Source organism: Mycobacterium sp. NGS40, from assembly GCF_059812735.1.
In genome coordinates, this window is the sequence record NZ_JCALDG010000010.1 from 88722 (window position 1) to 114960 (window position 26239).

Here is a 26239-nt window from a genome sequence, read left to right on the forward strand (position 1 = left end):
GCGCGACACGCCACGGCAAATCGTGATGCCCGGCACGAGGCACTGCGGCTATCCGTCGGCGCCGATTGCCACCGTCTCCCACCAGCCCGCCGACACCGCACCGCGCAGGCGTAAAACCGCAGCTAGAGCCCATGATCCTGATTCCCGCGCCGGCGCCACGGCAGCCGCGCACGTGCCGAATCCGGGCGCTCCCAGCGATGCCGAAGCATGCCCCTGAGAGCATGTGTGGGCGCGGCACAAGCTGGGCATTTAACCTCATAACCAGGGGGCCGGGTTAGATTTCGTCAGGAAGCGTGAGTACGGTCGTCTCCGCTGGGGCAAGCACCCGGCAGAGACACGAGATTGATCTAGATACGGAGGAATCGTGGCCCTTCCCCAGTTGACCGACGAGCAGCGCGCGGCCGCGTTGGAGAAGGCGGCTGCCGCACGTCGAGCACGAGCAGAGCTGAAAGACCGTCTCAAGCGCGGTGGCACCAACCTGACCCAGGTGCTCAAGGACGCCGAGAGTGATGAAGTCCTGGGCAAGATGAAGGTGTCGGCGCTGCTTGAGGCATTGCCGAAGGTGGGCAAGGTCAAGGCGCAGGAAATCATGACCGAGCTGGAGATCGCTCCGACCCGCCGGCTGCGTGGTCTGGGCGACCGTCAGCGTAAGGCCCTGCTGGAAAAGTTCGGCTCCGCCTAGTTCGCCGACGATGCAGGCCGAGAGGCCTGAGGAGAAGGCGGACGAGCAAGCACGGCCGACCTGCGGCGATGCAGGCCAGTTGGCCTATAGGCGCGCCCACTCAGGGGCGCCGGTGAACGTCGACGAGGGACCGGACGCCGAGCACCGCGCACGTGCTGAGCCATCCGGCAAGGGGCGTGTGGTGGTGCTGTCCGGTCCCTCAGCGGTCGGAAAGTCAACAGTGGTCCGGTGCCTGCGAGAGCGGGTACCGGACCTGCATTTCAGTGTCTCGGCCACGACGCGGGCGCCGCGGCCGGGCGAGGTCGACGGCGTCGACTACCACTTCGTCAGTCCGGCCCGTTTCCAGCAACTCATCGACGAGGGCGCCCTGCTGGAGTGGGCCGACATCCACGGTGGCCTGCAGCGATCGGGCACCCCGGCGGCGCCGGTCCGGGCCGCGACCAGTTCGGGATTTCCGGTGCTCATCGAGGTGGATCTGGCCGGCGCGAGGGCGATCAAAAAGGCCATGCCGGAGGCCATCACCGTGTTCCTGGCACCGCCCAGCTGGGCGGATCTGGAGGCCAGGCTGCGCGGGCGTGGCACCGAAACGCCGGAGGCCATGGCGCGCCGCCTGGAGACCGCCCGCGAGGAACTGGCAGCTCAAGACGACTTCGACCAGGTCGTGGTCAACAGTCAATTGGAGTCTGCGTGCGCGGAATTGGTATCCTTGCTGGTGGGAAACGCGCCTGGGGCGGCGTGAGCCGCCTCGTCCGACGCGATCAAGAATCAAAGTTTCCAGCTGTGTCAACCGCTCTTCAACGAAACCGAGCGCCAGGAGAAAGTCTTACGTGAGTATTTCGCAGTCCGACGCGTCGCTGACCGCCGTGGATCAATTCGATCCTTCGGCGGGCGGCCAGCGCGCCTACGACACCCCGCTGGGCATCACCAACCCGCCCATCGATGAGTTGCTCGACCGCGTGTCCAGCAAGTACGCGCTGGTGATCTACGCGGCCAAGCGCGCGCGGCAGATCAACGATTACTACAACCAGCTCGGCGAGGGCATCCTCGAGTACGTCGGCCCGCTGGTCGAGCCGGGGCTGCAGGAAAAGCCGCTCTCGATCGCGATGCGTGAGATCCACGCCGACCTGCTCGAGCACACCGAGGGCGAGTAGCAGGACGGGCCGGGCGCCGTGATCAGGTCTGAGAGCCGCTTCAACGAGGAAGGGCCGGCGTAGGTGGATCGCAAGCGGATCGTCGTCGGTGTCTCCGGTGGGATCGCCGCCTACAAGGCGTGCACCGTCGTCCGGCAGCTCGCCGAGGCGGGCCACGAGGTCCGCGTCATCCCGACCGAATCCGCGCTGCGCTTCGTCGGCGCCGCCACGTTCGAGGCCCTGTCCGGGCAGCCGGTGCATACCGGCGTCTTCACCGACGTCCCCGAGGTGCCGCACGTCCGGCTCGGTCAGCAGGCTGACCTGGTCGTGGTGGCACCGGCCACCGCGGACCTGTTGGCCCGCGCGGTTCACGGCCGCGCCGACGATCTGCTGACCGCGACGCTGCTCACGGCGCGATGTCCGGTGCTGTTCGCTCCGGCGATGCACACCGAGATGTGGTTACACCCGGCCACCGTCGACAATGTGGCGACATTGCGCCGTCGGGGCGCTGTGGTGCTGGAACCGGCGTTTGGTCGGCTCACCGGCGCGGACAGCGGCAAAGGACGGCTTCCCGAGGCCGAAGAGATCACCACGCTGGCCCAGCTGCTGCTCGAGCGCGGCGACGCGCTGCCCTACGACCTGGCCGGTCGCAAGCTCCTGGTGACCGCCGGCGGCACCCGCGAGCCGATCGATCCGGTTCGCTTCATCGGCAACCGCAGCTCCGGGAAGCAGGGCTACGCCGTCGCACGGGTCGCCGCCCAGCGCGGCGCCGAGGTCACGTTGATCGCCGGCCACACCGTCGGGCTCATCGACCCGGCCGGCGTCGAGGTGGTGCACATCAGCTCGGCGCAACAGCTCGCCGACGCGGTGTCCAAGCACGCGCCCGCCGCCGACGTGTTGGTGATGGCGGCCGCGGTCGCTGACTTCCGGCCCGCGCGTGTTGCCGCCGCGAAGATCAAAAAGGGTCCCAACGATGCCGACGACGCCCCGACCATCGACCTGGTGCGCAACGACGACGTACTGGCCGGCACGGTCCGCGCGCGAGCGCACGGGGAGCTGCCCAATATGCGGGCCATCGTCGGGTTCGCCGCCGAGACCGGCGACGCCAATGGCGACGTCCTGTTCCACGCGCGAGCGAAGTTGCGGCGCAAGGGATGTGACCTGTTGGTGGTCAACGCGGTCGGCGACGGCCGCGCATTCGAGGTGGACAGCAACGACGGCTGGCTGCTGGCCTCCGACGGAACCGAGGCCGCGCTGCAGCACGGATCCAAGACGCTGATGGCCAGTCGCATCGTTGACGCCATCGTCACTTTTCTGCAGGGCGAGAGCGGATAGCCCGCTCAATGCGCTCAGCGGATGGTTGCTAGAAAGGTTGCAATCACGACCGGCTTCGCCGGTGGGGCTGCAGACGCTTAAAATAATTTGTCTAACTAACATTTAGGCAGGACGGAAGGATGACAGGGTGAGCGAAAAGGGTCGGCTGTTTACCAGTGAGTCGGTGACCGAGGGGCATCCCGACAAGATCTGCGACGCGATCAGCGACTCGGTCCTCGACGCGCTTCTGGCGGAGGATCCCCGCTCACGTGTCGCGGTCGAGACGCTGGTGACCACCGGGCAGGTGCACGTGGTCGGCGAGGTCACGACGACCGCCAAGACGGCGTTCGCCGACATCACCAACACGGTGCGCGCGCGCATCCTCGAGATCGGCTACGACCACTCCGACAAGGGCTTCGACGGTCTGACCTGCGGTGTGAACATCGGCATCGGCGCGCAGTCGCCCGACATCGCCCAGGGCGTCGACACCGCCCACGAGGCCCGCGTCGAGGGCGCGGCGGACCCGCTGGACTCCCAGGGCGCCGGCGACCAGGGCCTGATGTTCGGGTACGCGATCAATGACACCCCGGAGCGGATGCCGCTGCCCATCGCGCTGGCCCACCGGCTGTCGCGCAGGCTCACCGAGGTCCGCAAGAACGGGACGCTGCCCTACCTGCGTCCGGACGGCAAGACGCAGGTCACCATCGAATACGAGGACAACGTCCCGGTCCGGCTGGACACCGTGGTCGTCTCCACCCAGCACGCCGACGGTATCGACCTGGAGAAGACGCTGGACCCCGACATCCGTCGGCACGTGCTGCAGACCGTGCTCGAGGAGCTGGGTCACGACACCCTGGGCTCGTCCGGGACGCGGGTGCTGGTCAACCCGACCGGCAAGTTCGTGCTCGGCGGGCCGATGGGCGACGCGGGCCTGACCGGCCGCAAGATCATCGTCGACACCTACGGTGGCTGGGCGCGCCACGGCGGAGGTGCCTTCTCCGGCAAGGATCCGTCCAAGGTGGACCGGTCGGCGGCGTATGCGATGCGCTGGGTGGCCAAAAACATCGTCGCCGCCGGGCTGGCAGAACGCGTCGAGGTGCAGGTGGCCTACGCGATCGGCAAGGCCGCCCCGGTCGGGCTGTTCATCGAGACGTTCGGCACCGCGACCGTCGACCCGGTCAAGATCGAGAAGATCGTGCCCGAGGTGTTCGACCTGCGGCCCGGCGCGATCGTTCGCGACCTGGACCTGCTGCGCCCGATCTACGCGCAGACCGCCGCGTACGGCCACTTCGGCCGCACCGACGTCGAGCTGCCGTGGGAGCAGCTGAACAAGGTCGACGACCTCAAGCGCGCCATCTAGCCGGGCAGGGGATGATCGGCGTCCAGCGCGGGCAGCCCGTCGATGCTGTGCAGGTTGCGCTTGACGGCGCGCACGTAGGTGTCCTCGGTCGCCTTGGTGTGGTAGGTGTCGAGCACCGGCCGTTCGTCGACGAGCTCGTAGTAGGGCACCGCGTATCCGCAGGCGTCGGCGATCCGTTCGACGTCGATGACGATAGCGGCCCGCACGCCCGCATGCTGCCCGTCGAAATGGGTTAGCAGACTGGGGAATTCGGAGTCGTCGGGGCGCACCACGCGTCCGGTGCCGAACAGCCGCAGAATCCGCGAGTTTCGGGTGAACGAGCAGAACATCAGGGTGATCCGGCCGTTGTCGCGCAGGTGCGCGATCGTTTCCACGCCGCTGCCGAACAGATCGAGGTATGCCACTCGGTGATCGTCGAGCACCGCGAAGGTGTCGCGATATCCCTTGGGGGAGAGGTTGATTCGGCCATCTTCGGAGGGGGCGGTGGCGACGAAGAACATGGCCTGGCTGTCGATGAATTCGCGCAGCGACTCGTCCAGACGCGAAAACTCCTTGGCCACGCCGCAAGCTTAGCGTCGCCCGTTCAGCGGGCGCGGATCAACCGGCCGTGCGCGATCAGTGAACCGACTTGCTTGAGCCGCTTGCTGCGGACACTGACGTCGTAGGCCCGGATGTGGTCGACGGTGGCCAGACGCTGCGCGAGGTAGTCGTACAGATGGGCCGGCCCGCGGCAGATCACGACGACCATCAGGTTGGCGGGTCCGCTGACCGTGGCGACCGAGGCGACCTCGTCGTGCCGCACGATCTGCTCGGCCACCACCGCCAGGTGGCACGGGGCAACCGATACCCAGACGATCGCGTTCAGCATGAATCCGAGCCGCTCCGGCAGTATGTCGAGATCGTAGGAGAGGGTGCCGCCGGCCTGCAGGGCGCGCAGCCGTCGCTTGACGCGGGCCGGTGACCACCCGGTGAGCGCGGCCAGTGTGCTGTCGGAAATGCGGCCGTCGTCGGCCAGCGCATCCAGCAGGGGCTGATCCTCGGCCGTTGGCCCGGTGGGCTGACCCGGCTGCGTTCGGTCCGCTGGCTGCAGCGCGTGGACCTGCTGGGTGTCCAACAGCTGCCCGTAGCCGGTCCAGTGCGCGTACATCGGTGAGCCGAATACGTTGAGTACCAGATCGACCCGCATATCCAGGACGGTCGAGGTGCGAGGCAGGCGGTGCAGCAGCCCCGCTTCGGAGTTGTCGAGGGGGGCGCGGACAACGCAGACGAGTTCGGTGCCCCCTGACAACGCGTTGACGTGTGTGACCTCGGGCCGGCGGACCAACGCGTCGGCAAGCCGGATCAGGTCGTCGGGTTTCGCGTGTACCCGGACCACCCATTGGCATTCGCCGTACACCCGAGGGTTGATAACGCCGATCACGCGAAGCACACCGTCGCGGCGCAGGGCGCGGTAGCGGCGGGCGACGGTCTGTTCACCGGTGCCCACGACCTCGGCGATGCGCCGGAACGACACCCGCGGTGACAGCTGCAGCGAGTGCAGAATTTGAGCGTCAAGAGCCTGCATTATGAGGAAAACACTACATATTTTCTGAACTATCGCCTATTTCTGACGTAGAACGGGGCTTTTCTGGCTTAATTCGGCGTCGCCACCGACGATGAAGGGCACATCGTTCGAGAAAGGGGGCGCCCCAATGGAATTGACCGGTAACACGATCCTGGTGACCGGCGGCGGCACCGGAATCGGCCGGGCCATGGCCATCGCGTTGTCGGGGCGCGGCAACCGGGTGGTGATCGCGGGCCGGCGGACCGCCGCGTTACGTGCGGTCGCCGAGTCGTATCCGGGTATCGAGTGGCATCCGCTGGACGTCACCGACACCGAGTCCGTCCGCGAGCTCGTCGCGACGGTCGAGCGCCGGTGGCCCGATCTCAACGTGCTGGTCAACAATGCGGGGGTGATGGCGCTGGAAAGCCCCGACACCCTCGATCCGGCGGTGTCGACGGCGGTCGTCGCCACCAACCTGCTGGGCCCGATCATGTTGACCGCACGGCTGCTGCCGACTTTGCGGCGCCAGCCCGACGCCACGATCGTGAATATCACCTCGGCACTGGCCTTCGTCCCGCTGGCCATCGCGCCGACCTACAGCGCCACCAAGGCAGGCCTGCACTCGTATACCGAATCGTTGCGAATCCTGTTGCGCGAAAGCGGTATTCAGGTCATCGAGATCGCTCCACCGCGAGTGCGCACGGAGATGGACAGTATTCGCAGCGACGATGCAATCGACGCCGACGAGTTCATCGCGGAAATCATGGCCGCGCTGTCCGAGCGGTCCCACACCCGTGAGGTCGTCGTCGAAGCCGCCCGTGCGGTGCGCTACGCCGAACGTGAGGGCCACTACTGCCGGATGCTGGCCGCCGTCAACGCCGATATCAACGCGGAGGATGTGCTGTGAAACTGGGAATCGGCCTGCCGAACCACGTCGCCGACGTATCCGGACCCGCCATCGTCCAATGGGCACGCCGCAGCGAAGAGGTTGGCTTCGAATCCGTCACGACGATCGACCGGTTGTTCTATCCGAGCGTCGACTCGCTGATCGCACTGGCCGCCGCGGCCGGAGCTACGAAGCAACTGACTCTGGTGACCAATGTGCTACTGGCCCCGATGTATCCGGTCGTCTTGCTGGCCAAGCAACTCGGCGGCCTGGCCCGGATATCCGGCGGTCGGCTCGTCGCCGGATTGGGTGTGGGCAACCGGGCGGACGAGTACGTCGGCACGGGTGCCGACTTCCACCGGCGTGGCCGAATCCTCGACTGGCAGGTCGAGCGGCTGCGCAGCCTGTGGGCCGGCGAACCGGTTGCCGACGACACCGCGTTATGCCCTGCGCCCGTGCGGATTCCGCTGCTGTTCGGCGGCCGGTCGGCGGCTACGGTGCGGCGGGTGATCGACACCGGTGACGGGTGGGCGGCGGGCGCTGTGCGCCACTACGACGTCCAGGCGCAGTTGGTGGAGCAAATCCGCGCCGGTTGGCAGGCCGCCGGCCGGCCGGCGCGACCCTACCTGCAGGCATCGGTGAACTTCGGACTCGGGCCGGCCGAGACCGTCGCAGCGGGCCGGGACCACTTGGCTCGCTACTACGGATTTATCCCGGAATACGCACAAGTCAATGTCGCCGATATGGTCTGCTCCGCGGCCGACGCCCGCGAGACCGTCAGTCGATACCGGGACCTCGGCTTCGACCGGCTGCTGTTCCACCCGACGACCGAGGGGCTCGAGCAGGTCGATCTGCTCGCGGACGCGATTCTCTAGAGCCCGTGCGGCGCGGCAGCGCCGGTGAATCGATAGTCGTCCAGGTCGAAGCGACGGCTGCGCCAGTACGCCTCCACCGTGGTGGCCGGACGCAGCGGCACGTCACCGTTCTTGTCGAAGTAGTAGCTGTTGGCCAGTCGGCAGCTGTCCTGCCAGAAGATCTGGCGGTGCCGCTTGCGCATCATCTCGTCGAAGTAGCGGCTGTTGGCCGCTTCGGTCACCTCGACGCGTGTCGCGCCGGTGCGCCGGGCCCGCCTGAGGCATCGCACGATGTGGTGGGTCTGCGTCTCGATCAGCGCGAAATACGAAGAGCCGACGTAACCGTAGGGGCCCATGACGCTGAACATATTCGGGAAGCCCGGCACGCTGACGCCCTCATACGCCTGCAGCCGGTGGGAGTCCCAGAACTCGGTCAGCGTGATGCCGCCGCTGCCAGTGATCGAGAAGGTCGGCATGTTGTCGGCGTCCATCACCTTGAAACCGGTCGCCAGCACCAGCACGTCGATCTCGTGATTCTCGCCGTCGGTGGTGGCGACCGCCCCCGGCGTGATCTTGTCGATCGGCTCGGTGACCAGCCGCACGTTGTCACGGTTGAACGTGGCCAGATATTCGTTGTGGAAGCCCGGTCGTTTGCATCCGACCGCGTATCGCGGGGTGAGCTGGTCGCGCACCCGGGGGTCGTCGACCTGTTGACGCAGATATCGGCGACCGGCGTCGCCCATCGGCTTGGCCAGCGGAACCAGCGTGAAGTACTGGGCGGCGATCGTGAAGGTCAGCTCGACGAACGCCTGACTGAGCAGCCGCTGGGCGACCTTACCGCCCGGAATCCGCATCGCGGCGCGCACCGGCGCGGGCAGCGGAACGTCGAACTTGGGGAAGCACCAGATTGGTGTGCGCTGAAATACGGTGAGCTGGTCGACAATTGGCGCGATCTCCGGGATGATCTGCACGGCCGAGGCGCCGGTCCCGATGACCGCGACGCGCTTGCCGGTCAGGTCCGTGCCGTGATCCCAGCGTGCGGTGTGCATGGTGATGCCGTCGAAGGAGTCCACGCCGTCGATGTCGGGCAGGTTCGGTACGGTCAGCACGCCGCTGGCGCTGATCAGGAACCTGGCGGTGACCACGCCGCCCGGATCGGTCTGCACGCGCCACAGCGCCCGCTCGTCGTCGAACTCCGCGGAAATCACCTTGATGTTCAACCGGATCCGCGATCTGATGCCGTATTTGTCGACGCAGTGGTCGGCGTAGGCCTTCAGCTCCCGGCCCGGCGCATAGGTGCGCGACCAATGCCGGCTCTGTTCGAAGGAGTACTGGTAGGAGAACGACGGAATATCCACGCCGATACCGGGATAGGTGTTCCAGTGCCAGGTGCCGCCGACCCCGTCGCCTGCTTCGATCACGAGGTAATCAGAGAGTCCGGCCTTGTCGAGCTTGATCGCGGCGCCGATGCCGGAGAATCCGGCTCCGACGATCACGGCGTGGTAGTCGGGCTGCATCTGCTAGGGGTACAGCGCCTTCCGTAGCGCCGTCAACCCACGGTCGGTCGCCGCGGCGGCCGCGGGGATCACCGGGGCGAAGTTGACGAAGCCGTGCACCAGGGTCGGCTCGTTGCTCAACTCCGCCGCCACGCCCGCGGCATTGAGCATCTCGGCGTAGCGCGCACCGTCGTCGCGCAGCGGGTCGTGTTCGGCGGTGCCGATGAAGGCCGGCGGCAAACCCGACAGGTCGGCGTTGGCCGGCGCGAGGGTGGCCGGCAGCACCGTCGGGTCGGTGACGTCGATCTCCGGGGGCAGATACCAGGCCAGGAAGGCCTCGATCACCTCGCGGTCCAGGATGGGCGCGAAGGCGTTCTCGGTGTGCGACGGCAGCGAAAGATCGGCGGTTACCACCGGATACCACAGCAACTGGAACACCAGCTGCGGCCCGGCGTTGTCACGGGCCAGCACCGCCAGGACCGCCGCGAGGTTGCCGCCCGCCGAATCCCCGGCCACCGCGATACGACTCGGGTCGCCGCCCAGTTCGCCGGCGTGCGCGCCGACCCACTGGAGCGCGGCCCAGGCGTCGTTGACCCCGGCGGGATACGGATGCTCCGGGGCGAGCCGGTAGTCCACCGACACGACGATGGCCTCGGCGCCGACCGCGTGCGCGCGGGCGACGTGGTCGTGAGTGTCCAGGTCGCCCAGACAAAAGCCGCCGCCATGGAAGAAGACGACGACGGGGGATGTCTCGGCCGGGGTGGGCGGCCAATAGATCCGGACCGCGATGTCGCTGTGCTCGCCGTGGCCGATCGTTCGGTCTTCAATGCGCAGGTCGGGCAGCAATTCCGGCGGCACCTTGAGCATCTTGAGCCGCTCGCGCGCGAGCTCGACACCGTCGTCCGCGTTGAACGTCGTCGGGAACAGATCGAGCAGCGCTTTGAACGTCGGGTCGATCTCAGGCCGGGCGGCGGGCTCAGTCATTCGTCCACCGTACGCCTGTTGTTCACCTGTACAGCGCATTCCTTAATGCCGCGAGCCCCCGATCCGACCCGGCCGTGGCGGCGGGAACCACGCCCGCGTAGCCGAGGTAGCCGTGCACCATCGTCTCGGCGTTGTGCACCTCGGCGGGTACGCCCGCGGCGGCCAACGCCTTGCCGTAGGTGATGCCGTCGTCGCGTAGCGGGTCGTAGCCGGCGACGCCGATATAGGCCGGTGGCAGGCCGGCCAGATTCTTCGCCCGCCCCGGCGCCATGCCCACCGGCGGATTGGACAGGTCGAGATCGCCTGCGTACCAACGAGAGAACTGTGCGATGGCCCTGGTGTCGAGAATCGGAGCGGTCGCGTTTTCGGCAAACGACGGCAGCGACTGGTCCCACATCACCGACGGGTACCACAACAGCTGGAAGGCAATCGACGGTCCGCCTTCGTCGCGGGTCCGCTGGGCAACCGCCGCGGCGATGTTGCCGCCCGCCGAATCCCCGGCAACGGCCAGCCGGGCGGTGTCGGCACCCAGCTCGGCGCCGTGCTCGGCGACCCACCGCGTTGCGGCCCAAGCGTCTTGGACGGCAGCGGGATACGGGTGCTCGGGAGCCAGCCGGTAATCGACGGACACCACGATCGCGTCGGCGCCCACCGCATGCTCGCGGGCGGTGCCGTCGTGGGTGTCCAGGTCGCCGATCACGAACCCGCCGCCGTGGAAGTAGACGACGACCGGCAACAGGGCGTCACCCGAATCGGTTGGCGGCCAATAGATTCTGATGGCGATAGCGCCGGCCGAGCCGTCGATGGTGCGGTCCTCGACGCGCAATTCGGGGTGCACCGGCCGGCGCGGCAGATCGCGGAACCGCTGGCGCGCAGCCTCGATGCCGTCGTCGGTGGATAGCCGGAACGGAACCGCGTCGAGTACCTTCAGCAAGATGGGGTCGATAGGAGGTTTCTCGTCGGCTTTGTCAAAGCTGGGCATGGAGGTACCGTACGCACCCCGCGTGCTGGCCGGCTGCTGGGTGGCGGCCTGCTGGGCGGCCATCGGCTACGGCGTGTTCCTGACCGTGGTCGCGGTGCAGTCGCCGCCGGGAACCGTACTCACCGGGCATTGGGTGCTGCAGCCGCCGTTCAAGGCGTTGATGGCTGTGTTGCTGACCGGGGCCGCATTCGCGCATCCCATCGTCAGCGAGCGGCGCTGGCTGATGCCGGCGATGCTGCTCAGCGCTACCGGCGACTGGTTACTGGCGATCCCGTGGTGGACGATGTCATTTGTGCTGGGGCTGGCGGCATTTCTGTGCGCGCACCTGTGCATCATGGGTGCGCTGGCGCCGTTGGTGGTCAAAGAGTCGCTGACGCGAACTCGCATCGCGGTGATGGCGGTGCTGTGCGTGACGGCGATCGCCCTGCTGGTGTGGTTCTGGCCGCACCTGGGTGCGGAGAACTTGACGATCCCGGTGACGGTGTACGTGGTCGTGCTGACCGCGATGGCGTGCACCGCGATAGCGGCCCGGCTGCCGACGATCTGGGTGGCGGTGGGGGCGGCGTGCTTCATGGCATCGGACGCGATGATCGCGATCGGCCGGTTCATTCTGGGCAATGAGGCGCTGGCAGTGCCGATCTGGTGGCTGTACGCCGCGGCCCTGATCCTGATCACGGCGGGATTCTTCTTCGGTCGCGACGTTGCCGCCTCTGACAATGACCGCGAGCCTGTCGAGGGCTGACTGTCGGTGGTCGCCGCTACGGTGTGGCCACGGACGGTAAAAATGGCGGTTGACAACACTTTTGGTGACTCGAGCACGCGATGAACACCGCGCGCACACCCCTCCAAACCGAACCGATCGCCCGGGTCCTGCCGATGCTGTCGGTACCGCACCTGGATCGCGAGTTCGATTACCTGGTGTCGGCCGAGCAGTCCGACGATGCCCAGCCGGGGGTTCGAGTGCGGGTCCGGTTCCACGGCCGCCTGGTCGACGGGTTCGTGCTGGAGCGCCGCAACGACACCGACCACGTCGGCAAACTGGGCTGGCTCGATCGGGTCGTGTCCCCCGAACCCGTGCTCACCCCGGAGATCCGCCGCCTGGTCGACGCCGTCGCGGCGCGTTACGCCGGGACCCGCCCGGACGTGTTGCGGCTGGCCATCCCGGCCCGGCACGCCAGAGTGGAGCGGGAGCCCACGGCGATCGGGCCGCCGCCGGTCGTGGCCCCCGTCGACCCGTCCTGCTGGGCGGTGTACGGAAGCGGCGATCAGTTCCTGACCGCGCTGGCCGAGGTGCGAGCGGCGCGTGCCGTGTGGCAGGCGCTGCCGGGGGAGCAGTGGGCGGACCGGTTCGCCGAGGCGGCCGCGCAGACGGTCCGCAGCGGCCGCGCGGCGCTGGCGATCGTGCCCGATCAGCGGGATCTGGACGCGCTGTGGCTGGCCGCGACCACCCGGATCGACGAGGACAGGGTGGTCGCGCTGTCCGCGGGCCTGGGACCGGCGGCGCGCTACCGGCGCTGGCTGGCGGCTTTGCGGGGTAAGGCGCGGCTGGTGATCGGCACGCGCAGTGCGGTTTTCGCGCCGCTGGACGACCTGGGGCTGGTCATGGTCTGGTCCGACGCCGACGACAGCCTGGCCGAGCCGCGGGCGCCGTATCCCCATGCCCGCGAGGTCGCGATGCTGCGTGCGCATCAGGCGCGATGCGCCGCGCTGATCGGCGGCTACGCCCGCACCGCCGAGGCTCAGGCCCTGGTGCGCAGTGGCTGGGCCCACGACATCGTCGCGACGCGGGCGGTGGTGCGGGCCCGCACGCCGCGGGTGGTCGCTCTGGACGACACCGGGTACGCCGACGAACGCGACCCGGCGGCGCGCACCGCGCGGATTCCGTCCATCGCGCTGCGCGCCGCACAGTCGTCGCTTCAGGCGGGGGCGCCGGTGCTGATCCAGGTGCCGCGCCGGGGGTATGTGCCGTCGCTGGCCTGCGGAAGGTGCCGCACCATAGCCCGGTGCCGGCATTGCACCGGGCCTCTCTCACTAGCCGGGTCGGTGCAGGAGCGCGGACCCGGGGCGGTGTGCCGGTGGTGCGGACGCGCCGAGCCGGCACTGCGGTGTGCCCGGTGCGGGTCGGAGTCGGTCCGCGCCGTGGTGGTCGGGGCCCGGCGCACCGCCGAGGAGCTGGGCCGCGCCTTTGCCGGCACGCAGGTCATCACCTCGTCGGGCGACGCGATCGTGGCCGAGGTCGCCGCCCATCCGGCGCTGGTGGTCGCGACACCGGGCGCCGAACCCCGGGCGGACGGTGGGTACGGGGCGGCGCTGCTGCTGGACACCTGGGCGCTGCTGGGCCGGCAGGATCTGCGCGCCGCCGAGGATGCGCTGTGGCGCTGGATGAGTGCGGCGGCGCTGGTGCGGCCCCGCGGCGACGGCGGCGTGGTGACGGTGATCGCCGAATCCTCCATTCCCACAGTGCAATCGCTGATTCGCTGGGATCCGGTGGGCCACGCGGACGCCGAGCTGACGGCACGCAGTGAGGTCGGCCTGCCGCCCAGTGTGCATATGGCGGCCATCGACGGCAGCGCCGACGCCGTGGCCGCATTGCTTGATGAGGCCGAATTGCCTTATGGCGCAGAGCAACTCGGACCGGTCGACCTGCCGCCCGGGGTGCGCCGGCCACCGGGCACACCGCCCGGCGTCCCGGTGATCAGGATGCTGGTGCGCGTCCGCCGCGAGCAGGGTCTGGAGTTGGCTGCCAGCCTGCGGCGCGGTGTCGGCGTGCTCAGCGCCCGGCAATCACACGAACCGGCGCGGGTGCAGATCGACCCGCCGCAAATTGGTTAGCCCTACCTTGCCGCGTTGCCAGCAAACACGTCGTGTTCCTGATTCACGGTCGAAGTTCTCCGGTCGGCTGGGCCAATCGCTTACCGTAGCGATAGTATTCATAAGCAATAGTTCCTTCCTACGGCATTCGTAGGCTGTCAACGGTCTTACCGAAGGCCTGCCAAACGGCCTGGAAAGGGCCCAGAAAAGGGGAGCCACGATGTCCACGGAACACACGATGGAAGCCGGCGAGTCGCTGGACGTGATCACCGACGCGTTGCTCACCGCGTCGCGGTTGCTGGTCAGCATGTCGGCCCGGTCAATCGCGCAGGTCGACGAGAACATCACCATCGCGCAGTTCCGCACCCTGGTGATCCTCTCCAACCGGGGTCCGGTCAACCTGGCCACGCTGGCCAACCTGCTGGGCGTGCAACCGTCGGCCACCGGACGCATGGTCGACCGGCTCGTCGCCGCCGGACTGATCGACCGTCTGCCGCACCCCACGTCTCGACGTGAGCTGATCGCCGCACTGACCAAGCGCGGTCGCGACGTGGTGCGTCAAGTCACCGCCTACCGGCGTGCCGAAATCGCCGCCATTGTCGAGAAGATGCCGGCGGCCGAGCGGCACGGGCTGGTGCGGGCCCTCACGGCCTTCACCGCGGCCGGCGGAGAGCCCGACGCCAACCTGGACATCGACCTATGAAGGGCCTCAAGCCTTTTCGGCGGTGAAGAGTAGGTATTCCCACCGCATCGTGCCGTCGGCCAGATGTTCCTCGGCCAGTTCGATCAGTTGTGCATCCAGCTCGGCGGACAGCACCCGATTGCCGCCGATGTTGGCGTAGGCCTCGATCGTCGGACCGTAGTGGTTCTTGAAGTACTCGTGAACGGCTGTGGCACAGTCGAATCGGTTGACCTCCAACATGCCCCGCACCGCTGCGACACGACGGATTTGTTCGCTGAGCAATCCGGTGACATAGCTTTCGCGTCCCCACAGGGCGGCCGGAGCGACGGCCGGCGAGAGACTCGGGCGGTAGGGCCGGATCGTCGCCAGCATCCGGCCGAAGAAACCTTGCGGGGTCCAGCTGATGACGCCGATCGTTCCGCCGGGGCGGCAGACTCGGGCCAATTCCCCGGCCGCCAGCCGGTGGTTGGGTGCGAATTGCACGCCGATCGCCGACATCACGACGTCGAATTCGCCGTCGCCGAACGGCAGCGCATGCGCGTTGGCCTCCCGGTAGTCCAGCGTCAGCCCTTGCGCCGCGGCCCGAGTTCGGGACCGCGCCAGCAGTTCCGGGGTGAGATCGGTGGACACGACGGTGGCACCGGTTTTGGCGGCGGGAAGCGAGATATTGCCCGAGCCCGCCGCGACGTCGAGCACCCGGGTACCGGGGCCAATACCGGTGGCAGCGACCAGAATCGGGCCCAGCGGAGCCATCACCTCCTCGGCCATCAAGGCATAGTCGCCCAGCGCCCAGATGGCGCGATGGGTGGCCGCAAGGTCTTCCGGGATGTTCACGTCGAGAGTCATCAGTCCTCCTGGGTGTTGGGAACAAAGCTGCGCACCCGACGTCGTTGTCGTCGGCGGCGTTTGCCGCCGTGATCATGTCCGCTAGAAACAGTATGCATACGCAATCATCTGTCCGCCAGTAACGGGGCGGACAGCGGTTCTTAGACTGTCCGGGTGCGTCTCGTCTTCGCCGGCACCCCCGAACCCGCGCTGCCCGCGCTGCGTCGCCTCATCGAGTCGCCCCGTCACGAGGTCGTTGCCGTGCTGACCCGGCCCGACGCCGCGGCTGGGCGGCGCGCCAAGCCGGAGGCGTCACCGGTGGCCCGCGAGGCGATCGACCACGGCATTCCCGTGCTGCGCCCGCAGCGCCCGAACTCGCCGGAGTTCGTCGCCGAACTGTCGGAGTTCGCCCCGGAGTGCTGCCCGGTGGTGGCCTACGGCGCGCTGCTGCGCGACGGCCTGCTCGCGGTGCCCGCGCACGGCTGGGTGAACCTGCACTTTTCGTTGCTGCCGGCCTGGCGCGGTGCGGCGCCCGTCCAGGCCGCGATCGCCGCGGGGGACGCGATCACCGGGGCGACGACGTTTCAAATCGAACCCAGCCTGGACTCCGGACCGGTGTACGGCGTCGTGACCGAGACGATTCGGCCGACGGATACCTCGGGCGATCTGCTTGCGCGACTTGCAATTTCGGGTGCGGCCCTGCTGTCGGCCACGCTGGACGGCATTGCCGACGGGACGCTCACCCCGCAACCGCAACCTTCCGACGGCGTCAGCATCGCGCCGAAGATCACTGTCGAGGAAGCCCGGGTGCGCTGGGATCTGCCGGCCGCGGTGGTCGAGCGCCGGATCCGCGCCGTCACACCCAACCCGGGGGCCTGGACGATGATCGGCGACCTGCGGATCAAACTGGGACCGGTGCAGATCGACACAGACGCTCCAGAGTCGTTGCCCCCCGGCGTCATTCACGTGGACCGCAAGAACGTGTGGGTCGGCACCGGCTCGGAACCGGTGCGGCTGGGCCAGCTTCAGCCGCCCGGCAAGAAACTCATGAACGCCGTCGACTGGGCGCGCGGTGCCCGCCTCGACGCCGCCGCGCGGGCCTCATGAGCCCAGCACCCAAACAGGGCCGGCCGCCCAACAGGCGCAAGCCCCTGGATCCGGCCCGGGCGGCCACCTTTCAGGTGTTGCGAGCCGTCAGCGAGCGTGACGCCTACGCGAACCTGGCCCTGCCCGCATTGCTGCGCGAGCGCGGCATCACCGGACGCGACGCGGCGTTCGCCACCGAGCTGACCTACGGCACCTGCCGCACCCGCGGCCTGCTCGACGCGGTCATCGGCGCCGCCGCCGGCCGTCCGTCGGAGGCGATCGACCCGGTGCTGCTCGACCTGCTGCGGATGGGTACTTACCAATTGTTGCGCACCCGGGTCGACGCGCACGCCGCGGTGTCGACCACCGTCGAACAGGCTGGGATCGAATTCGATTCGGCGCGAGCCGGTTTCGTTAATGGGGTGTTGCGGACAATCTCCCGGCGAGACGAGAAGTCCTGGGTGGACGAGCTGGCCCCCGACCCGGCACGTGATCCGGTCGGCCACGCCGCGTTCGTGCACGCACACCCGCGCTGGATCGCCCAGGCGTTCGCCGACGCACTGGGCGCCGACGCCGGTGAACTCGAGGCGGTTCTTGCCAGCGACGACGCACGGCCCCAGGTACACCTGGCCGCGCGCCCTGGCGTGCTCGGCGCGGCGGAACTGGCCGAATCGGTCGGCGGCACCGTCGGCCGCTACTCGCCGTACGCGGTGTACCTGCCGGGTGGCGACCCCGGGCAGCTGGCGCCGGTGCGCGACGCGCAAGCGCTGGTTCAGGACGAGGGCAGCCAATTGGTGGCCCGCGCGCTGACGCTGGCGCCGGTCGACGACGACGCCGGGCGCTGGCTCGATCTGTGCGCCGGCCCCGGCGGCAAGACCGCGCTGCTGGCCGCCCTGGCCGTCGAGCACGGCGCCCGGGTTACGGCGGTCGAGCCGTCGTCGGGTCGCGCGGACCTCGTCGTCGAGAACACCCGCGGGCTCGACGTCGACGTGCTGCGGGTCGACGGTCGCAACAGTGGCCTCGAGCCCGGCTTCGACCGGGTGCTCGTCGACGTGCCGTGCACCGGGCTGGGCGCGCTGCGCCGCCGGCCCGAGGCCCGTTGGCGCCGGCAGCCGGCCGATGTGCCGGCGCTGGCCAAGCTGCAGCGCGAACTGCTGGCCGCCGCGATCGCGCTGACCCGCCCCGGCGGCGTGGTGCTCTATTCGACCTGCTCGCCGCATCTGGCCGAAACCGTAGGGGTGGTGGCCGACGCACTGCGCCGTCATCCGGTGCAGGCCCTGGATACCCGGCCGTTGTTCGAGCCCGTCGAGGCGGGCCCCCCGTCTGCGCAAGGGCCGCACGTCCAGCTGTGGCCGCACCGGCACGGCACCGACGCGATGTTCGCCGCAGCGCTGCGTCGCGTAGCGGGGTAACGCCGCGCTGCGCCACCTTCGGCACCCTCAGTAGTCTGGCGCACATGGCTGGCAGCACCGCTGGACCCCTGATAGCTCCGTCGATCCTGGCCGCCGATTTCGCCCGGCTCGCCGACGAGGCGGCGGCCGTGGTCGGTGCCGACTGGCTGCACGTCGATGTGATGGACAACCATTTCGTGCCCAACCTGACGATCGGTCTGCCGGTGGTGGAGAGCCTGCTGGCCGCCACGCGCATTCCGATGGACTGCCACTTGATGATCGACGACCCGGACCGGTGGGCGCCGCCGTACGCCGAGGCCGGCGCCTACAACGTGACCTTCCATGCCGAGGCCACCGACAACCCGATCGGCGTGGCGCGCGATATCCGGGCCGCGGGCGCTAAGGCCGGAATCAGCGTCAAGCCGGGCACGCCGCTGGAGCCGTACCTGGAAATCCTGCCGCAGTTCGACACCTTGCTGATCATGTCGGTCGAGCCGGGCTTCGGCGGCCAGAGCTTCATCCCCGAGGTGCTGAGCAAGGTCCGCATCGTGCGCAAGATGGTGGACGCGGGGGAGTTGACGATCCTGGTCGAGATCGACGGCGGCATCAATGCCGACACGATCGAACAGGCCGCCGAGGCCGGGGTCGACTGCTTTGTCGCCGGTTCCGCGGTCTACGGCGCGCAGGATCCCGTGGGTGCGATCGAGGCGCTGCGACGCCAAGCCGGCGCCGCGTCGCCGCATCTACGGCTGTGAGTGGCCAGCCTGTCGAAAGCCTGGACGCCGCAATGCGTTTGGCGATCGAACAGTCGTATCTGGTCAAGGGTGGCAGCTATCCCAATCCTCCGGTCGGAGCGGTGATTCTGGATGCCGGCGGTCACATTGTCGGCGTCGGCGGCACCGAGCCGGCCGGTGGCGACCACGCCGAGGTGCTGGCGCTGCGCCGGGCCGGCGCCCTGGCGGCCGGTGGCACCGCGGTGGTCACGCTGGAGCCCTGCAATCACTACGGCAAGACGCCGCCCTGCGTGAACGCGCTGATCGACGCCGGCGTGCGCACCGTCGTGTACGCCGTCACCGATCCGAACGAGATCGCCGCGGGCGGCGCGGCGCGGCTGCGGGAAGCGGGCGTGCAGGTGACGTCCGGTGTGCTGGCCGACGAGGTCGCCGGCGGGCCGCTGCGCGAGTGGCTGCACAAGCAGCGGACCGGATTGCCGCATGTGACCTGGAAGTACGCCAGCAGCCTGGATGGCCGCAGTGCGGCCGCCGACGGGACCAGCCGGTGGATTTCCAGCGAGGCCGCCCGCTTGGACCTGCACCGCCGCCGCGCCGCCGCCGACGCGATCGTCGTCGGGACCGGCACCGTCCTGGCCGACGATCCAGCGTTGACCGCCCGGCTGCCGGACGGCTCGCTGGCAGCCAAGCAGCCGCTGCGCGTCGTGGTCGGTATGCGCGAAATACATTCCGAGGCAAAGGTTCTCAACGATGATTCGCGTACCATGGTGATTCGAACCCGTGATCCGCTGGAGGTGCTCAAGGCGCTCTCGGACCGCACCGACGTGCTGCTGGAGGGCGGTCCCACCCTGGCGAGCGCCTTCCTGCGGGTAGAGGCGATCGACCGGATCCTGACCTACGTCGCCCCGATGCTGCTGGGTGGACCCATTACCGCCGTCGGCGACGTCGGGGTGCCCACCATCGCGCGGGCGTTACGGTGGCGCTTCGACGGCGCCGACCGGATCGGCCCGGATCTGCTGCTCAGCCTGGTGCCGCAGCGCGGCGAGCCGCGCAGTTAGCGCTCGCCCAGCGCGACTGGCTCGGGCTCGGCGACTTCCGGCTCCTCGGCGTGCTCCTTGCGGCTGCCGAGTAGCAGGCCCAATAATGCGCCCACCACACAGATGACGACGGTGGCCGCGAAGATGTCGCCGTACATCAGCGCGAACGCCTTCAGATACAAGGTGGCTTGGGCCGCGATTCGCTGCAGCAGCGACGCGTCGGGCGGGATCTGCGCCGTCAGTCCGGCGATGATCTGGTTGAACCGGTACAGCCCCCAGGCGCTGAGCGCCGCGACGCCGATCAGCATGCCCGTCATCCGGGCCACCACCACCGCTGCCGACGCGATGCCGTGCTGGGCCGATGGCACCACCCGCAGCGCGGCCGAGGTCAGCGGCCCGATCACCAGGCCGAGTCCCAGACCGGCCACCAGCAGGTCGGTGTGAATCAGCGGCAGGCTGACCCCGAAGATGTCGTGATGCTGGGTCATCACGTCCATGCGCCAGTAGTGAATCAGCCAATAGCCGTAGGCCGCGATCAGGAGCCCGATGAAGGTCATCGCCCGGTCGCCGATCCGGGTTGCGATGAATCCGCCCAGCACCGCCCCGATCGGCAGCGCGATCAGGAACCACAGCAGCAGGCCGGCGGCCTGTGTCTGCGACATTTGCAGCACGCCCTGGCCGAACAGCTCGACGTTGACCAGGGTCACCATCAGCGCCGCACCGGCGGCCACCGACGCGCCCAGCGCGGCCAGGAACGGCCGGAAGTGCACCCCGGCGGGTTCGATCAGCCGGGTGCGGGAGAAGCGCTCCCACAGGATGAACACCACCCCGACCACCACCGCACCGATCACCAGCGGCAAGCCGTAGCTGGGCAGGATCGTCTTGCCGTCGGGCGCCGGGTTGTACAGCCCGATGACCGCCAGGCCCAGCGCGACGGCCAGCAGCACACCGCCGACGACGTCGACCTTTTCCGGCTCCTCGGCGCGCTGGTGTGAGGGCAGGCTGAATTGGATCGCGATCATGGCGAGCAGGGTCAGCGGCACGTTGATCCAGAAGACGTACTGCCACTGGTGAAACACCCAGACGATGAAGATTCCGTACAACGGACCCAGCACGCTGCCGAGCTCCTGGGCGGCACCGATACCGCCCAGCACGCTGGCGCGGTTGCGCTGCGCCCACAGATCGGCGCCCAGGGCCAGCGTGACCGGCAACAGGGCACCGCTGGCGATGCCCTGGACGGTGCGGCCGGCGATCAGCAGGTGAAAATCGCCCCAATGACCGGCCAGCGCGGTGATCACCGAGCCGACGATGAACAGCGCCAGGCTGATCTGCAGCACCAGCTTGCGGCCGAAGCGATCGGACGCGCGCCCCAGTAGCGGCATCGCGGCGATGTAGCCCAGCAGGTACATCGTGATGATCCAGGTGATGCGCTGCAGTTGATTGATCGGGATGTGAACGTCGCTCATGATGTCGCGCATGATCGTGACGACGACGTAGGCGTCCAGCGCGCCCAGCAGTACGGCGAGGCTGCCCGCGCTGATCGCGATTCCGCGTCCTGCTCGCATGCTCATCAGCTCACCGGAGGCTTGGTGACGGTGACCGGCTTGCCCCAGTCCGACAGCGTGATCTGGACCGAATTGCCCTGGCTCTTCTGCAGGTTGGCCTGGACCAGCTGATGGTCACCGCTTTCCTGAATCCAAACGGTGGCCGGTAGCGGCTGGCTCGCGCTCATGCTGGGGATGACTTTGTTCACCGCATCCGGGGCGACATTTCCGCTGATCTTGATCGTGGTCTGGCCGTTGATCGTCTCGCGGTCCTCGGCCTTGGCGTTGGTGAAGTTCGCCAGCACGTTGGCCAGACCGCTGTCGGGGCTCAGCAGCACCGAGACGTCGTAGACGTCGGAGGCCTTGCCGAAGTCGCTCCACTTGTTCGGGGTGAGCGTGGCGTACAGCACCGAGTCGTAGACGACGAAGTTGGCGTCGATGTCGGAGCCCGCCATCGACAGCTGCGCATTACCCGACGCGGCGGTGCTCGGGACGGTGGTCAGGTCGCCGGTGAGCTGCTTGATCGGCAAGCCGGGAATCTTGCCCTGCGTCGACAGCACCAGGTGCACGCTCTTGACGGTCTTGGTGACTTCGGCGGACTGCTTGACCAGAGTCGTGGCGTCGGGCAACGGGGCGCCGCTGGGCTTCGAACCCGACGAGCAGCCCGCGATTACGGCGGTGGCGAGGGTCAGGGAAGCGAGGACGGCCGTGAGACGGCGGCGTGTCTGCATACCGTGCATCGTAGAGGAGCGGGGTGAGCGGACTGCCGAACGCGGGGTGTCCCCGGGCCCGCGACGAGGGCGTTTCGCGTGTCGGTCGTGGGCGCTCACCAGGCAAAGCACCGGCGAATTAACCTGGTGGAATGTTCACCGGAATTGTCGAGGAACTCGGAGAGGTCACCGGCCGTGACGTGCTTGCCGACGCCGCCCGCCTGACCATCCGCGGGCCCGTGGTCACGGCCGACGCCGGCCACGGCGATTCGATCGCCGTCAACGGCGTGTGCCTGACGGTCGTCGAGTTGCTCGCCGACGGCCAATTCACCGCCGACGTGATGGCCGAGACGCTGGACCGGTCCAACCTGGGCGCTCTGCACGTCGGCAAGCGGGTCAACCTGGAGCGGGCCGCCGCGGTCAACAGCCGGCTCGGCGGGCACATCGTGCAGGGGCATGTCGACGGCACCGGCCAGGTGGTGGCCCGCACGCCGTCGGAACACTGGGAAGTGGTGCGGATCGAGATTCCCGCGGCGGTGGCCCGCTATGTCGTGGAGAAGGGGTCGATCACCGTCGACGGGATTTCGTTGACGGTTTCCGGGCTCGGCACGCGACCGCGCGACTGGTTCGAGGTCTCACTGATCCCGACCACCCGGGAACTGACCACCCTGGGCGCGGCCCCGGTCGGCACCGAGGTGAACCTGGAAGTCGACGTGATCGCCAAATATGTTGAGCGATTGATGACGGCGAGAAATCAATGAGGATCGTCGCCGCAATCGGCGCCGGCGTCGTGCTGTGCATGGCGTCGGTGTGGGGCAGTGCCACCGCTGACGCGAACGCGAATCAGGAACAACAGGCGTGTGCGCTGATGGACGATCCCGCCGGCCACGACTTGGGCTATCAGCCCGCCGAATATGCCTTCATGGTGTTGCGCGGTCAGATGACGGCCGGCGACGCGCGAAACGTGATCGCGCTGGCGACCCAGGACTTCTGCCCCAATCACGTCATCGATCTGCCGGCCAGCTGGCGTTAGCAGCCAAAATCGCTCTGCCGCAAGCGAATTAGTGGACTCAGGCGGCCGCTGCAAGGCCATCCGGAGCGGGGCGACTGGCTGGCCGGGTGCCGTTTACCAATGCTGCACCGGGCGGCGATCGCCGGCGCCCGAAGATTGCATTTTGGTAACAATAGTCACGATCCCACTACACCATGGCGACACGCCTGTTCTAAATCCCCACGCAGCCGTTTGCAGGTCCATACTCATCGCATAGGCCGGCCGCCTTTTCAACGCGAAGGAGCTGCAGAAATGTCCGTCGAAAGGTTGGCCGAGGCCGTCTACGAAGACCTCGCATTCGAAGCCGTAGCGACCCTTGCCGGCCGTAAGGCCGAAGCACAATCGCGAGCGGTGTGGAGCAAGGAAGTCAACGACACCACGCTGACGATCGTCGAGCACCGGGTGCGCGACTACACGAGTTACGAGTTGGTCGGTGACGACGGGCGCGATGTGTCGCTCGGACGGTTTTCCAGTTACCCCGCCGCCACCGCCGCGGTGAGCAAGTGGACGCACTTCATCGAGGCCGGCGGTTCGGTCGGTCGCTGGCTTGCCCACTACGCGGTCGATTGTGGTGGCGGCGTGGTGATCCAGATGCCGGTGAGGCGCACCGTTTAGCAGTTCCAACGGGTAAGAATCGTCACAATGCGTGTGGACCTCGAGGCGTGCCGGTACGCGGTCGTCGCAGGTCAGAGCGGGCGCTGACAAGGCGGAAGTCCGGTGCACGCAGGCACGACGGCACATGTTGGCCGCGCCCGCCCGCAACGTCACGCGAATTCGCGACGTGTCACCCACGTGGTGCCCGAAGAAGGGGCAATAACGCAGCGCCCCGCGTGGTTCATACTTGATGCAATGCGCGGACTTCGCGTGTTGCTCGGCACGACAGCAAGGCAGCACAGATGACGAGGTTGGACTCCGTCGAGAGGGCGGTTGCCGACATCGCGGCCGGTAAGGCCGTCGTCGTCATCGATGACGAGGAACGCGAGAACGAGGGCGACCTGATCTTCGCGGCCGAGAAGGCGACGCCGGAGATGGTGGCGTTCATGGTGCGCTACACCTCGGGCTACCTGTGCGTCCCGCTGGACGGCGCGATCTGCGACAAGCTGGGCCTGCTGCCGATGTATGCGCTCAACCAGGACAAGCACGGGACCGCCTACACAGTCACCGTCGATGCAAGAAACGGTGTGGGCACTGGGATTTCGGCGTCCGACCGCGCCACCACGATGCGGTTGCTGGCCGATCCCAACAGCGTCGCCGAAGACTTCACCCGCCCCGGCCATGTGGTTCCGTTGCGGGCCAAGGACGGCGGGGTGCTGCGCCGGCCCGGCCACACCGAGGCCGCCGTCGACCTGGCCCGGATGGCGGGCCTGCAACCCGCCGGTGCGATCTGCGAAATCGTCAGCCAGAAGGACGAGGGCTCGATGGCCCAGACCGACGAGTTGCGCGTGTTCGCCGACGAACACGATCTCGCGCTGATCACCATCGCCGACATCATCGAATGGCGGCGCAAGCACGAAAAGCACATCGAGCGGATCGCCGAGGCACGCATCCCGACCCGGCACGGCGAGTTCCGCGCCATCGGGTACGCCAGCATTTACGAGGAAGTCGAACACGTCGCTCTGGTCCGCGGTGACATCGCCGGGCCGAGCGGGGAGGGCGACGACGTCTTGGTGCGGGTGCACTCCGAGTGCCTGACCGGTGACGTGTTCGGCTCACGGCGATGCGATTGCGGGCCCCAGCTCGACGCGGCGATGGCGATGGTCGCGCGGGAGGGCCGCGGTGTGGTGCTCTACATGCGCGGACACGAGGGCCGCGGCATCGGCCTGATGCACAAACTGCAGGCCTACCAGCTGCAAGACGCCGGCGACGACACCGTGGACGCCAACCTCAAACTCGGATTACCGGCCGACGCAAGGGATTACGGAATCGGCGCGCAGATCCTGTGCGACCTCGGCGTGCGGTCGATGCGGCTGCTGACCAACAATCCGGCCAAGCGGGTCGGGCTGGACGGCTACGGGCTGCACATCATCGAGCGCGTCTCGCTGCCGGTGCGGGCCAACGCCGAGAACATCCGCTACCTGATGACCAAACGGGACAGGATGGGACACGATTTGGCCGGGCTGGACGACTTCCACGAATCCGTCCATCTGCCAGGCGAATTCGGCGGTGCTTTGTGAGTGGAGGCGGCGAGCCCGAAGTCAAAGCACTCGACGCCTCCGATCTTCGTCTCGGCATCGTGGCGAGTTCGTGGCACGGACCCATCTGCGATGCGCTGCTCGCCGGCGCCCGCAAGGTGGCTGCGGACTCGGGCGTCGTCAATCCGACGGTGGTCCGGGTGCACGGGGCGGTGGAACTTCCGGTGGTGGCCCAGGAGCTGGCGCGCAACCACGATGCCGTCATCGCTCTCGGTGTAGTGATCCGCGGCGCCACACCACATTTCGAGTATGTTTGCGATGCGGTAACCCAAGGCTTGACCCGAGTCTCGCTGGATGCCGCCACGCCGGTCGGCAACGGCGTGCTCACCACCAACACCGAGGCGCAGGCCCTGGACCGGGCCGGGCTGCCATCGTCGGCGGAGGACAAGGGCGCTCAGGCGGCCGGGGCCGCGCTGACCGCCGCGCTGACGTTGCGTGACCTGCGCGCTCGACCGTGAGCCGGGTGTCGTCCCAGCAGGGATGGGATGTGGAACTACGTCCGCATTGGACGCCGCTATTTGCCTATGGCGCAGCGTTTCTGGTCGCAGCTGCGCACATTGCCGGCGGCCTGCTGCTCAAAATGGGCTCCAGCGGAGTGGTCTTCCAAACCGCCGACCAGGTCGCGATGGCGGTGCTGGGGCTGGTCATCGCCGCCCTCATCCTCTTGTTCACCCGGCCCCGGTTACGCGTCGGGCCCGCCGGGCTCTCGGTGCGAAACCTGCTGGGAGACAGGCTAGTAGCTTGGTCAGAGCTGGTCGATGTGTCGTTTCCGGCCGGCAGCCGCTGGGCGCATATCGACCTGCCCGACGACGAGTACATCCCGGTGATGGCGATCCAGTCCGTCGACAAGGACCGGGCCGTGGCCGCGATGGATTCGGTGCGGTCGCTGCTGGCCCGCTATCGGCCTGACCTGCGCGCGCACTGAACAACACGAGCGGGGACATTGCC

At 68.1% G+C, this 26239-nt stretch carries 28 protein-coding genes; 20 read left to right on the forward strand and 8 right to left on the reverse strand.

The genetic code is table 11. From position 1 onward, the window contains the following. Positions 1-364 precede the first annotated feature (364 nt). The 5 genes from mihF (at position 365) to metK (ending at position 4486) form a co-directional block, all read left to right on the forward strand. Positions 365-682: an integration host factor, actinobacterial type gene (mihF, locus tag AC5Y5O_RS16945; protein ID WP_003407240.1), complete on the forward strand. Its 318-nt coding sequence runs from the start codon at positions 365-367 to the stop codon at positions 680-682. Positions 683-794: 112 nt separating this feature from the next. Next, positions 795-1421 carry a guanylate kinase gene (gmk, locus tag AC5Y5O_RS16950; RefSeq protein ID WP_500025921.1) on the forward strand — a complete coding sequence of 209 codons (627 nt, stop codon included), beginning with the start codon at positions 795-797 and terminating at the stop codon, positions 1419-1421. Between the two features lie 88 nt (positions 1422-1509). Further along, the gene (rpoZ, locus tag AC5Y5O_RS16955) at positions 1510-1833 is read left to right on the forward strand and encodes a DNA-directed RNA polymerase subunit omega (protein WP_342928818.1); all 324 of its coding nucleotides are present in this window, start codon (positions 1510-1512) and stop codon (positions 1831-1833) included. Positions 1834-1896: 63 nt separating this feature from the next. Continuing rightward, complete coding sequence (gene coaBC, locus AC5Y5O_RS16960) at positions 1897-3147, forward strand: bifunctional phosphopantothenoylcysteine decarboxylase/phosphopantothenate--cysteine ligase CoaBC (RefSeq protein ID WP_096286741.1); 1251 nt, start codon at positions 1897-1899, stop codon at positions 3145-3147. Between the two features lie 127 nt (positions 3148-3274). Then, the gene (gene metK / locus AC5Y5O_RS16965; RefSeq protein ID WP_500025925.1) at positions 3275-4486 is read left to right on the forward strand and encodes a methionine adenosyltransferase; all 1212 of its coding nucleotides are present in this window, start codon (positions 3275-3277) and stop codon (positions 4484-4486) included. Here the strand turns inward: metK and AC5Y5O_RS16970 are convergent. Further along, positions 4483-5046 carry a pyridoxamine 5'-phosphate oxidase family protein gene (locus AC5Y5O_RS16970; protein ID WP_096286745.1) on the reverse strand — a complete coding sequence of 188 codons (564 nt, stop codon included), beginning with the start codon at positions 5044-5046 and terminating at the stop codon, positions 4483-4485. The genes metK and AC5Y5O_RS16970 overlap by 4 nt on opposite strands. Before the next feature lie 23 nt (positions 5047-5069). Further along, positions 5070-6050, reverse strand: coding sequence for an Lrp/AsnC family transcriptional regulator (locus AC5Y5O_RS16975; protein ID WP_500025929.1), 981 nt, complete (start codon positions 6048-6050; stop codon positions 5070-5072). Between the two features lie 127 nt (positions 6051-6177). Between AC5Y5O_RS16975 and AC5Y5O_RS16980 the strand changes: the two genes are divergently transcribed. Further along, a complete protein-coding gene (locus AC5Y5O_RS16980) occupies positions 6178-6936 on the forward strand; it encodes an SDR family oxidoreductase (protein ID WP_500025931.1) in 759 nt (252 codons plus the stop codon). Next, positions 6933-7790, forward strand: a complete 858-nt coding sequence (locus AC5Y5O_RS16985; protein WP_500025937.1) for an LLM class flavin-dependent oxidoreductase — start codon at positions 6933-6935, stop codon at positions 7788-7790. Before AC5Y5O_RS16980 ends, AC5Y5O_RS16985 begins: the two co-directional genes overlap by 4 nt. Here AC5Y5O_RS16985 and AC5Y5O_RS16990 read toward each other — a convergent pair. From AC5Y5O_RS16990 to lipI, 3 genes are read right to left on the reverse strand one after another with little or no spacing between them, the layout of a single operon-like run. Beyond that, positions 7787-9286 carry a flavin-containing monooxygenase gene (locus AC5Y5O_RS16990; protein ID WP_500025943.1) on the reverse strand — a complete coding sequence of 500 codons (1500 nt, stop codon included), beginning with the start codon at positions 9284-9286 and terminating at the stop codon, positions 7787-7789. The genes AC5Y5O_RS16985 and AC5Y5O_RS16990 overlap by 4 nt on opposite strands. A gap of 3 nt (positions 9287-9289) precedes the next feature. Further along, complete coding sequence (locus tag AC5Y5O_RS16995) at positions 9290-10249, reverse strand: alpha/beta hydrolase (protein WP_096286755.1); 960 nt, start codon at positions 10247-10249, stop codon at positions 9290-9292. Positions 10250-10271: 22 nt separating this feature from the next. Beyond that, a complete protein-coding gene (lipI, locus tag AC5Y5O_RS17000; protein WP_096291044.1) occupies positions 10272-11231 on the reverse strand; it encodes an esterase LipI in 960 nt (319 codons plus the stop codon). On the opposite strand from lipI, the gene AC5Y5O_RS17005 reads away from it, so the two are divergent. The 3 genes from AC5Y5O_RS17005 to AC5Y5O_RS17015 all read left to right on the forward strand — a co-directional run bounded on the left by AC5Y5O_RS17005 (position 11230) and on the right by AC5Y5O_RS17015 (position 14745). After that, positions 11230-11973 (forward strand): lysoplasmalogenase, encoded by a 744-nt coding sequence (locus AC5Y5O_RS17005; RefSeq protein WP_096286757.1) that lies wholly within the window; start codon positions 11230-11232, stop codon positions 11971-11973. The genes lipI and AC5Y5O_RS17005 overlap by 2 nt on opposite strands. Positions 11974-12053: 80 nt before the next feature. After that, positions 12054-14063: a primosomal protein N' gene (locus AC5Y5O_RS17010; protein ID WP_500025950.1), complete on the forward strand. Its 2010-nt coding sequence runs from the start codon at positions 12054-12056 to the stop codon at positions 14061-14063. 199 nt (positions 14064-14262) lie between these two features. Further along, positions 14263-14745, forward strand: coding sequence for a MarR family transcriptional regulator (locus tag AC5Y5O_RS17015; RefSeq protein WP_096286759.1), 483 nt, complete (start codon positions 14263-14265; stop codon positions 14743-14745). Between the two features lie 6 nt (positions 14746-14751). On the opposite strand, the gene AC5Y5O_RS17020 is transcribed toward AC5Y5O_RS17015, so the two are convergent. After that, complete coding sequence (locus AC5Y5O_RS17020; protein WP_096286761.1) at positions 14752-15570, reverse strand: class I SAM-dependent methyltransferase; 819 nt, start codon at positions 15568-15570, stop codon at positions 14752-14754. Positions 15571-15723: 153 nt separating this feature from the next. Between AC5Y5O_RS17020 and fmt the strand changes: the two genes are divergently transcribed. The 4 genes from fmt to ribD are packed head-to-tail and all read left to right on the forward strand — an operon-like array spanning position 15724 to position 19815. Further along, positions 15724-16656 (forward strand): methionyl-tRNA formyltransferase, encoded by a 933-nt coding sequence (gene fmt / locus AC5Y5O_RS17025; RefSeq protein WP_096286763.1) that lies wholly within the window; start codon positions 15724-15726, stop codon positions 16654-16656. Continuing rightward, entirely contained in the window at positions 16653-18047 is a 1395-nt protein-coding gene (locus AC5Y5O_RS17030; protein ID WP_096286764.1) for an RsmB/NOP family class I SAM-dependent RNA methyltransferase, read from the forward strand. The genes fmt and AC5Y5O_RS17030 overlap by 4 nt, the downstream gene beginning before the upstream one ends. 35 nt (positions 18048-18082) lie before the next feature. Next, the gene (rpe, locus tag AC5Y5O_RS17035; RefSeq protein ID WP_096291046.1) at positions 18083-18781 is read left to right on the forward strand and encodes a ribulose-phosphate 3-epimerase; all 699 of its coding nucleotides are present in this window, start codon (positions 18083-18085) and stop codon (positions 18779-18781) included. A 32-nt stretch (positions 18782-18813) separates the two neighbouring features. After that, on the forward strand, positions 18814-19815 hold the full coding sequence (ribD, locus tag AC5Y5O_RS17040; protein ID WP_423790891.1) for a bifunctional diaminohydroxyphosphoribosylaminopyrimidine deaminase/5-amino-6-(5-phosphoribosylamino)uracil reductase RibD: 1002 nt from the start codon (positions 18814-18816) through the stop codon (positions 19813-19815). On the opposite strand, the gene AC5Y5O_RS17045 is transcribed toward ribD, so the two are convergent. Both AC5Y5O_RS17045 and AC5Y5O_RS17050 read right to left on the reverse strand, forming a co-directional pair. Then, positions 19812-21359 (reverse strand): MFS transporter, encoded by a 1548-nt coding sequence (locus AC5Y5O_RS17045; protein ID WP_500026147.1) that lies wholly within the window; start codon positions 21357-21359, stop codon positions 19812-19814. The genes ribD and AC5Y5O_RS17045 overlap by 4 nt on opposite strands. A gap of 5 nt (positions 21360-21364) precedes the next feature. Then, positions 21365-22069, reverse strand: coding sequence for an LppX_LprAFG lipoprotein (locus AC5Y5O_RS17050; RefSeq protein ID WP_096291048.1), 705 nt, complete (start codon positions 22067-22069; stop codon positions 21365-21367). 131 nt (positions 22070-22200) lie between these two features. On the opposite strand from AC5Y5O_RS17050, the gene AC5Y5O_RS17055 reads away from it, so the two are divergent. The 6 genes from AC5Y5O_RS17055 (at position 22201) to AC5Y5O_RS17080 (ending at position 26216) form a co-directional block, all read left to right on the forward strand. Further along, positions 22201-22809, forward strand: coding sequence for a riboflavin synthase (locus AC5Y5O_RS17055; protein WP_500025958.1), 609 nt, complete (start codon positions 22201-22203; stop codon positions 22807-22809). Further along, positions 22806-23081, forward strand: a complete 276-nt coding sequence (locus AC5Y5O_RS17060; RefSeq protein WP_096286770.1) for a hypothetical protein — start codon at positions 22806-22808, stop codon at positions 23079-23081. The genes AC5Y5O_RS17055 and AC5Y5O_RS17060 overlap by 4 nt, the downstream gene beginning before the upstream one ends. Positions 23082-23351: 270 nt before the next feature. After that, the gene (locus AC5Y5O_RS17065; RefSeq protein WP_096286772.1) at positions 23352-23714 is read left to right on the forward strand and encodes a hypothetical protein; all 363 of its coding nucleotides are present in this window, start codon (positions 23352-23354) and stop codon (positions 23712-23714) included. Positions 23715-23995: 281 nt separating this feature from the next. Continuing rightward, positions 23996-25273, forward strand: a complete 1278-nt coding sequence (locus AC5Y5O_RS17070) for a bifunctional 3,4-dihydroxy-2-butanone-4-phosphate synthase/GTP cyclohydrolase II (RefSeq protein ID WP_096286774.1) — start codon at positions 23996-23998, stop codon at positions 25271-25273. After that, positions 25270-25749, forward strand: coding sequence for a 6,7-dimethyl-8-ribityllumazine synthase (gene ribH / locus AC5Y5O_RS17075; protein WP_096286776.1), 480 nt, complete (start codon positions 25270-25272; stop codon positions 25747-25749). The genes AC5Y5O_RS17070 and ribH overlap by 4 nt, the downstream gene beginning before the upstream one ends. Before the next feature lie 5 nt (positions 25750-25754). Then, on the forward strand, positions 25755-26216 hold the full coding sequence (locus AC5Y5O_RS17080) for a PH domain-containing protein (protein ID WP_096291049.1): 462 nt from the start codon (positions 25755-25757) through the stop codon (positions 26214-26216). Positions 26217-26239 lie beyond the last annotated feature (23 nt).

Bases quoted from the DNA above. Each gene is read 5' to 3' on its own strand.
- AC5Y5O_RS17060 (WP_096286770.1), top strand. From the start codon at position 22,806: ATGAGGATCGTCGCCGCAATCGGCGCCGGCGTCGTGCTGTGCATGGCG.
- AC5Y5O_RS17070 (WP_096286774.1), top strand. From the start codon at position 23,996: ATGACGAGGTTGGACTCCGTCGAGAGGGCGGTTGCCGACATCGCGGCC.
- AC5Y5O_RS17005 (WP_096286757.1), top strand. From the start codon at position 11,230: ATGGAGGTACCGTACGCACCCCGCGTGCTGGCCGGCTGCTGGGTGGCG.
- AC5Y5O_RS16975 (WP_500025929.1), bottom strand. From the start codon at position 6,050: ATGCAGGCTCTTGACGCTCAAATTCTGCACTCGCTGCAGCTGTCACCG.
- AC5Y5O_RS16995 (WP_096286755.1), bottom strand. From the start codon at position 10,249: ATGACTGAGCCCGCCGCCCGGCCTGAGATCGACCCGACGTTCAAAGCG.
- AC5Y5O_RS17030 (WP_096286764.1), top strand. From the start codon at position 16,653: ATGAGCCCAGCACCCAAACAGGGCCGGCCGCCCAACAGGCGCAAGCCC.
- AC5Y5O_RS16980 (WP_500025931.1), top strand. From the start codon at position 6,178: ATGGAATTGACCGGTAACACGATCCTGGTGACCGGCGGCGGCACCGGA.
- AC5Y5O_RS17010 (WP_500025950.1), top strand. From the start codon at position 12,054: ATGAACACCGCGCGCACACCCCTCCAAACCGAACCGATCGCCCGGGTC.
- AC5Y5O_RS17020 (WP_096286761.1), bottom strand. From the start codon at position 15,570: ATGACTCTCGACGTGAACATCCCGGAAGACCTTGCGGCCACCCATCGC.
- AC5Y5O_RS17015 (WP_096286759.1), top strand. From the start codon at position 14,263: ATGTCCACGGAACACACGATGGAAGCCGGCGAGTCGCTGGACGTGATC.
- AC5Y5O_RS17050 (WP_096291048.1), bottom strand. From the start codon at position 22,069: ATGCAGACACGCCGCCGTCTCACGGCCGTCCTCGCTTCCCTGACCCTC.
- lipI (WP_096291044.1), bottom strand. From the start codon at position 11,231: ATGCCCAGCTTTGACAAAGCCGACGAGAAACCTCCTATCGACCCCATC.
- AC5Y5O_RS17055 (WP_500025958.1), top strand. From the start codon at position 22,201: ATGTTCACCGGAATTGTCGAGGAACTCGGAGAGGTCACCGGCCGTGAC.
- AC5Y5O_RS17045 (WP_500026147.1), bottom strand. From the start codon at position 21,359: ATGCGAGCAGGACGCGGAATCGCGATCAGCGCGGGCAGCCTCGCCGTA.
- ribD (WP_423790891.1), top strand. From the start codon at position 18,814: ATGCGTTTGGCGATCGAACAGTCGTATCTGGTCAAGGGTGGCAGCTAT.
- AC5Y5O_RS17065 (WP_096286772.1), top strand. From the start codon at position 23,352: ATGTCCGTCGAAAGGTTGGCCGAGGCCGTCTACGAAGACCTCGCATTC.
- AC5Y5O_RS16990 (WP_500025943.1), bottom strand. From the start codon at position 9,286: ATGCAGCCCGACTACCACGCCGTGATCGTCGGAGCCGGATTCTCCGGC.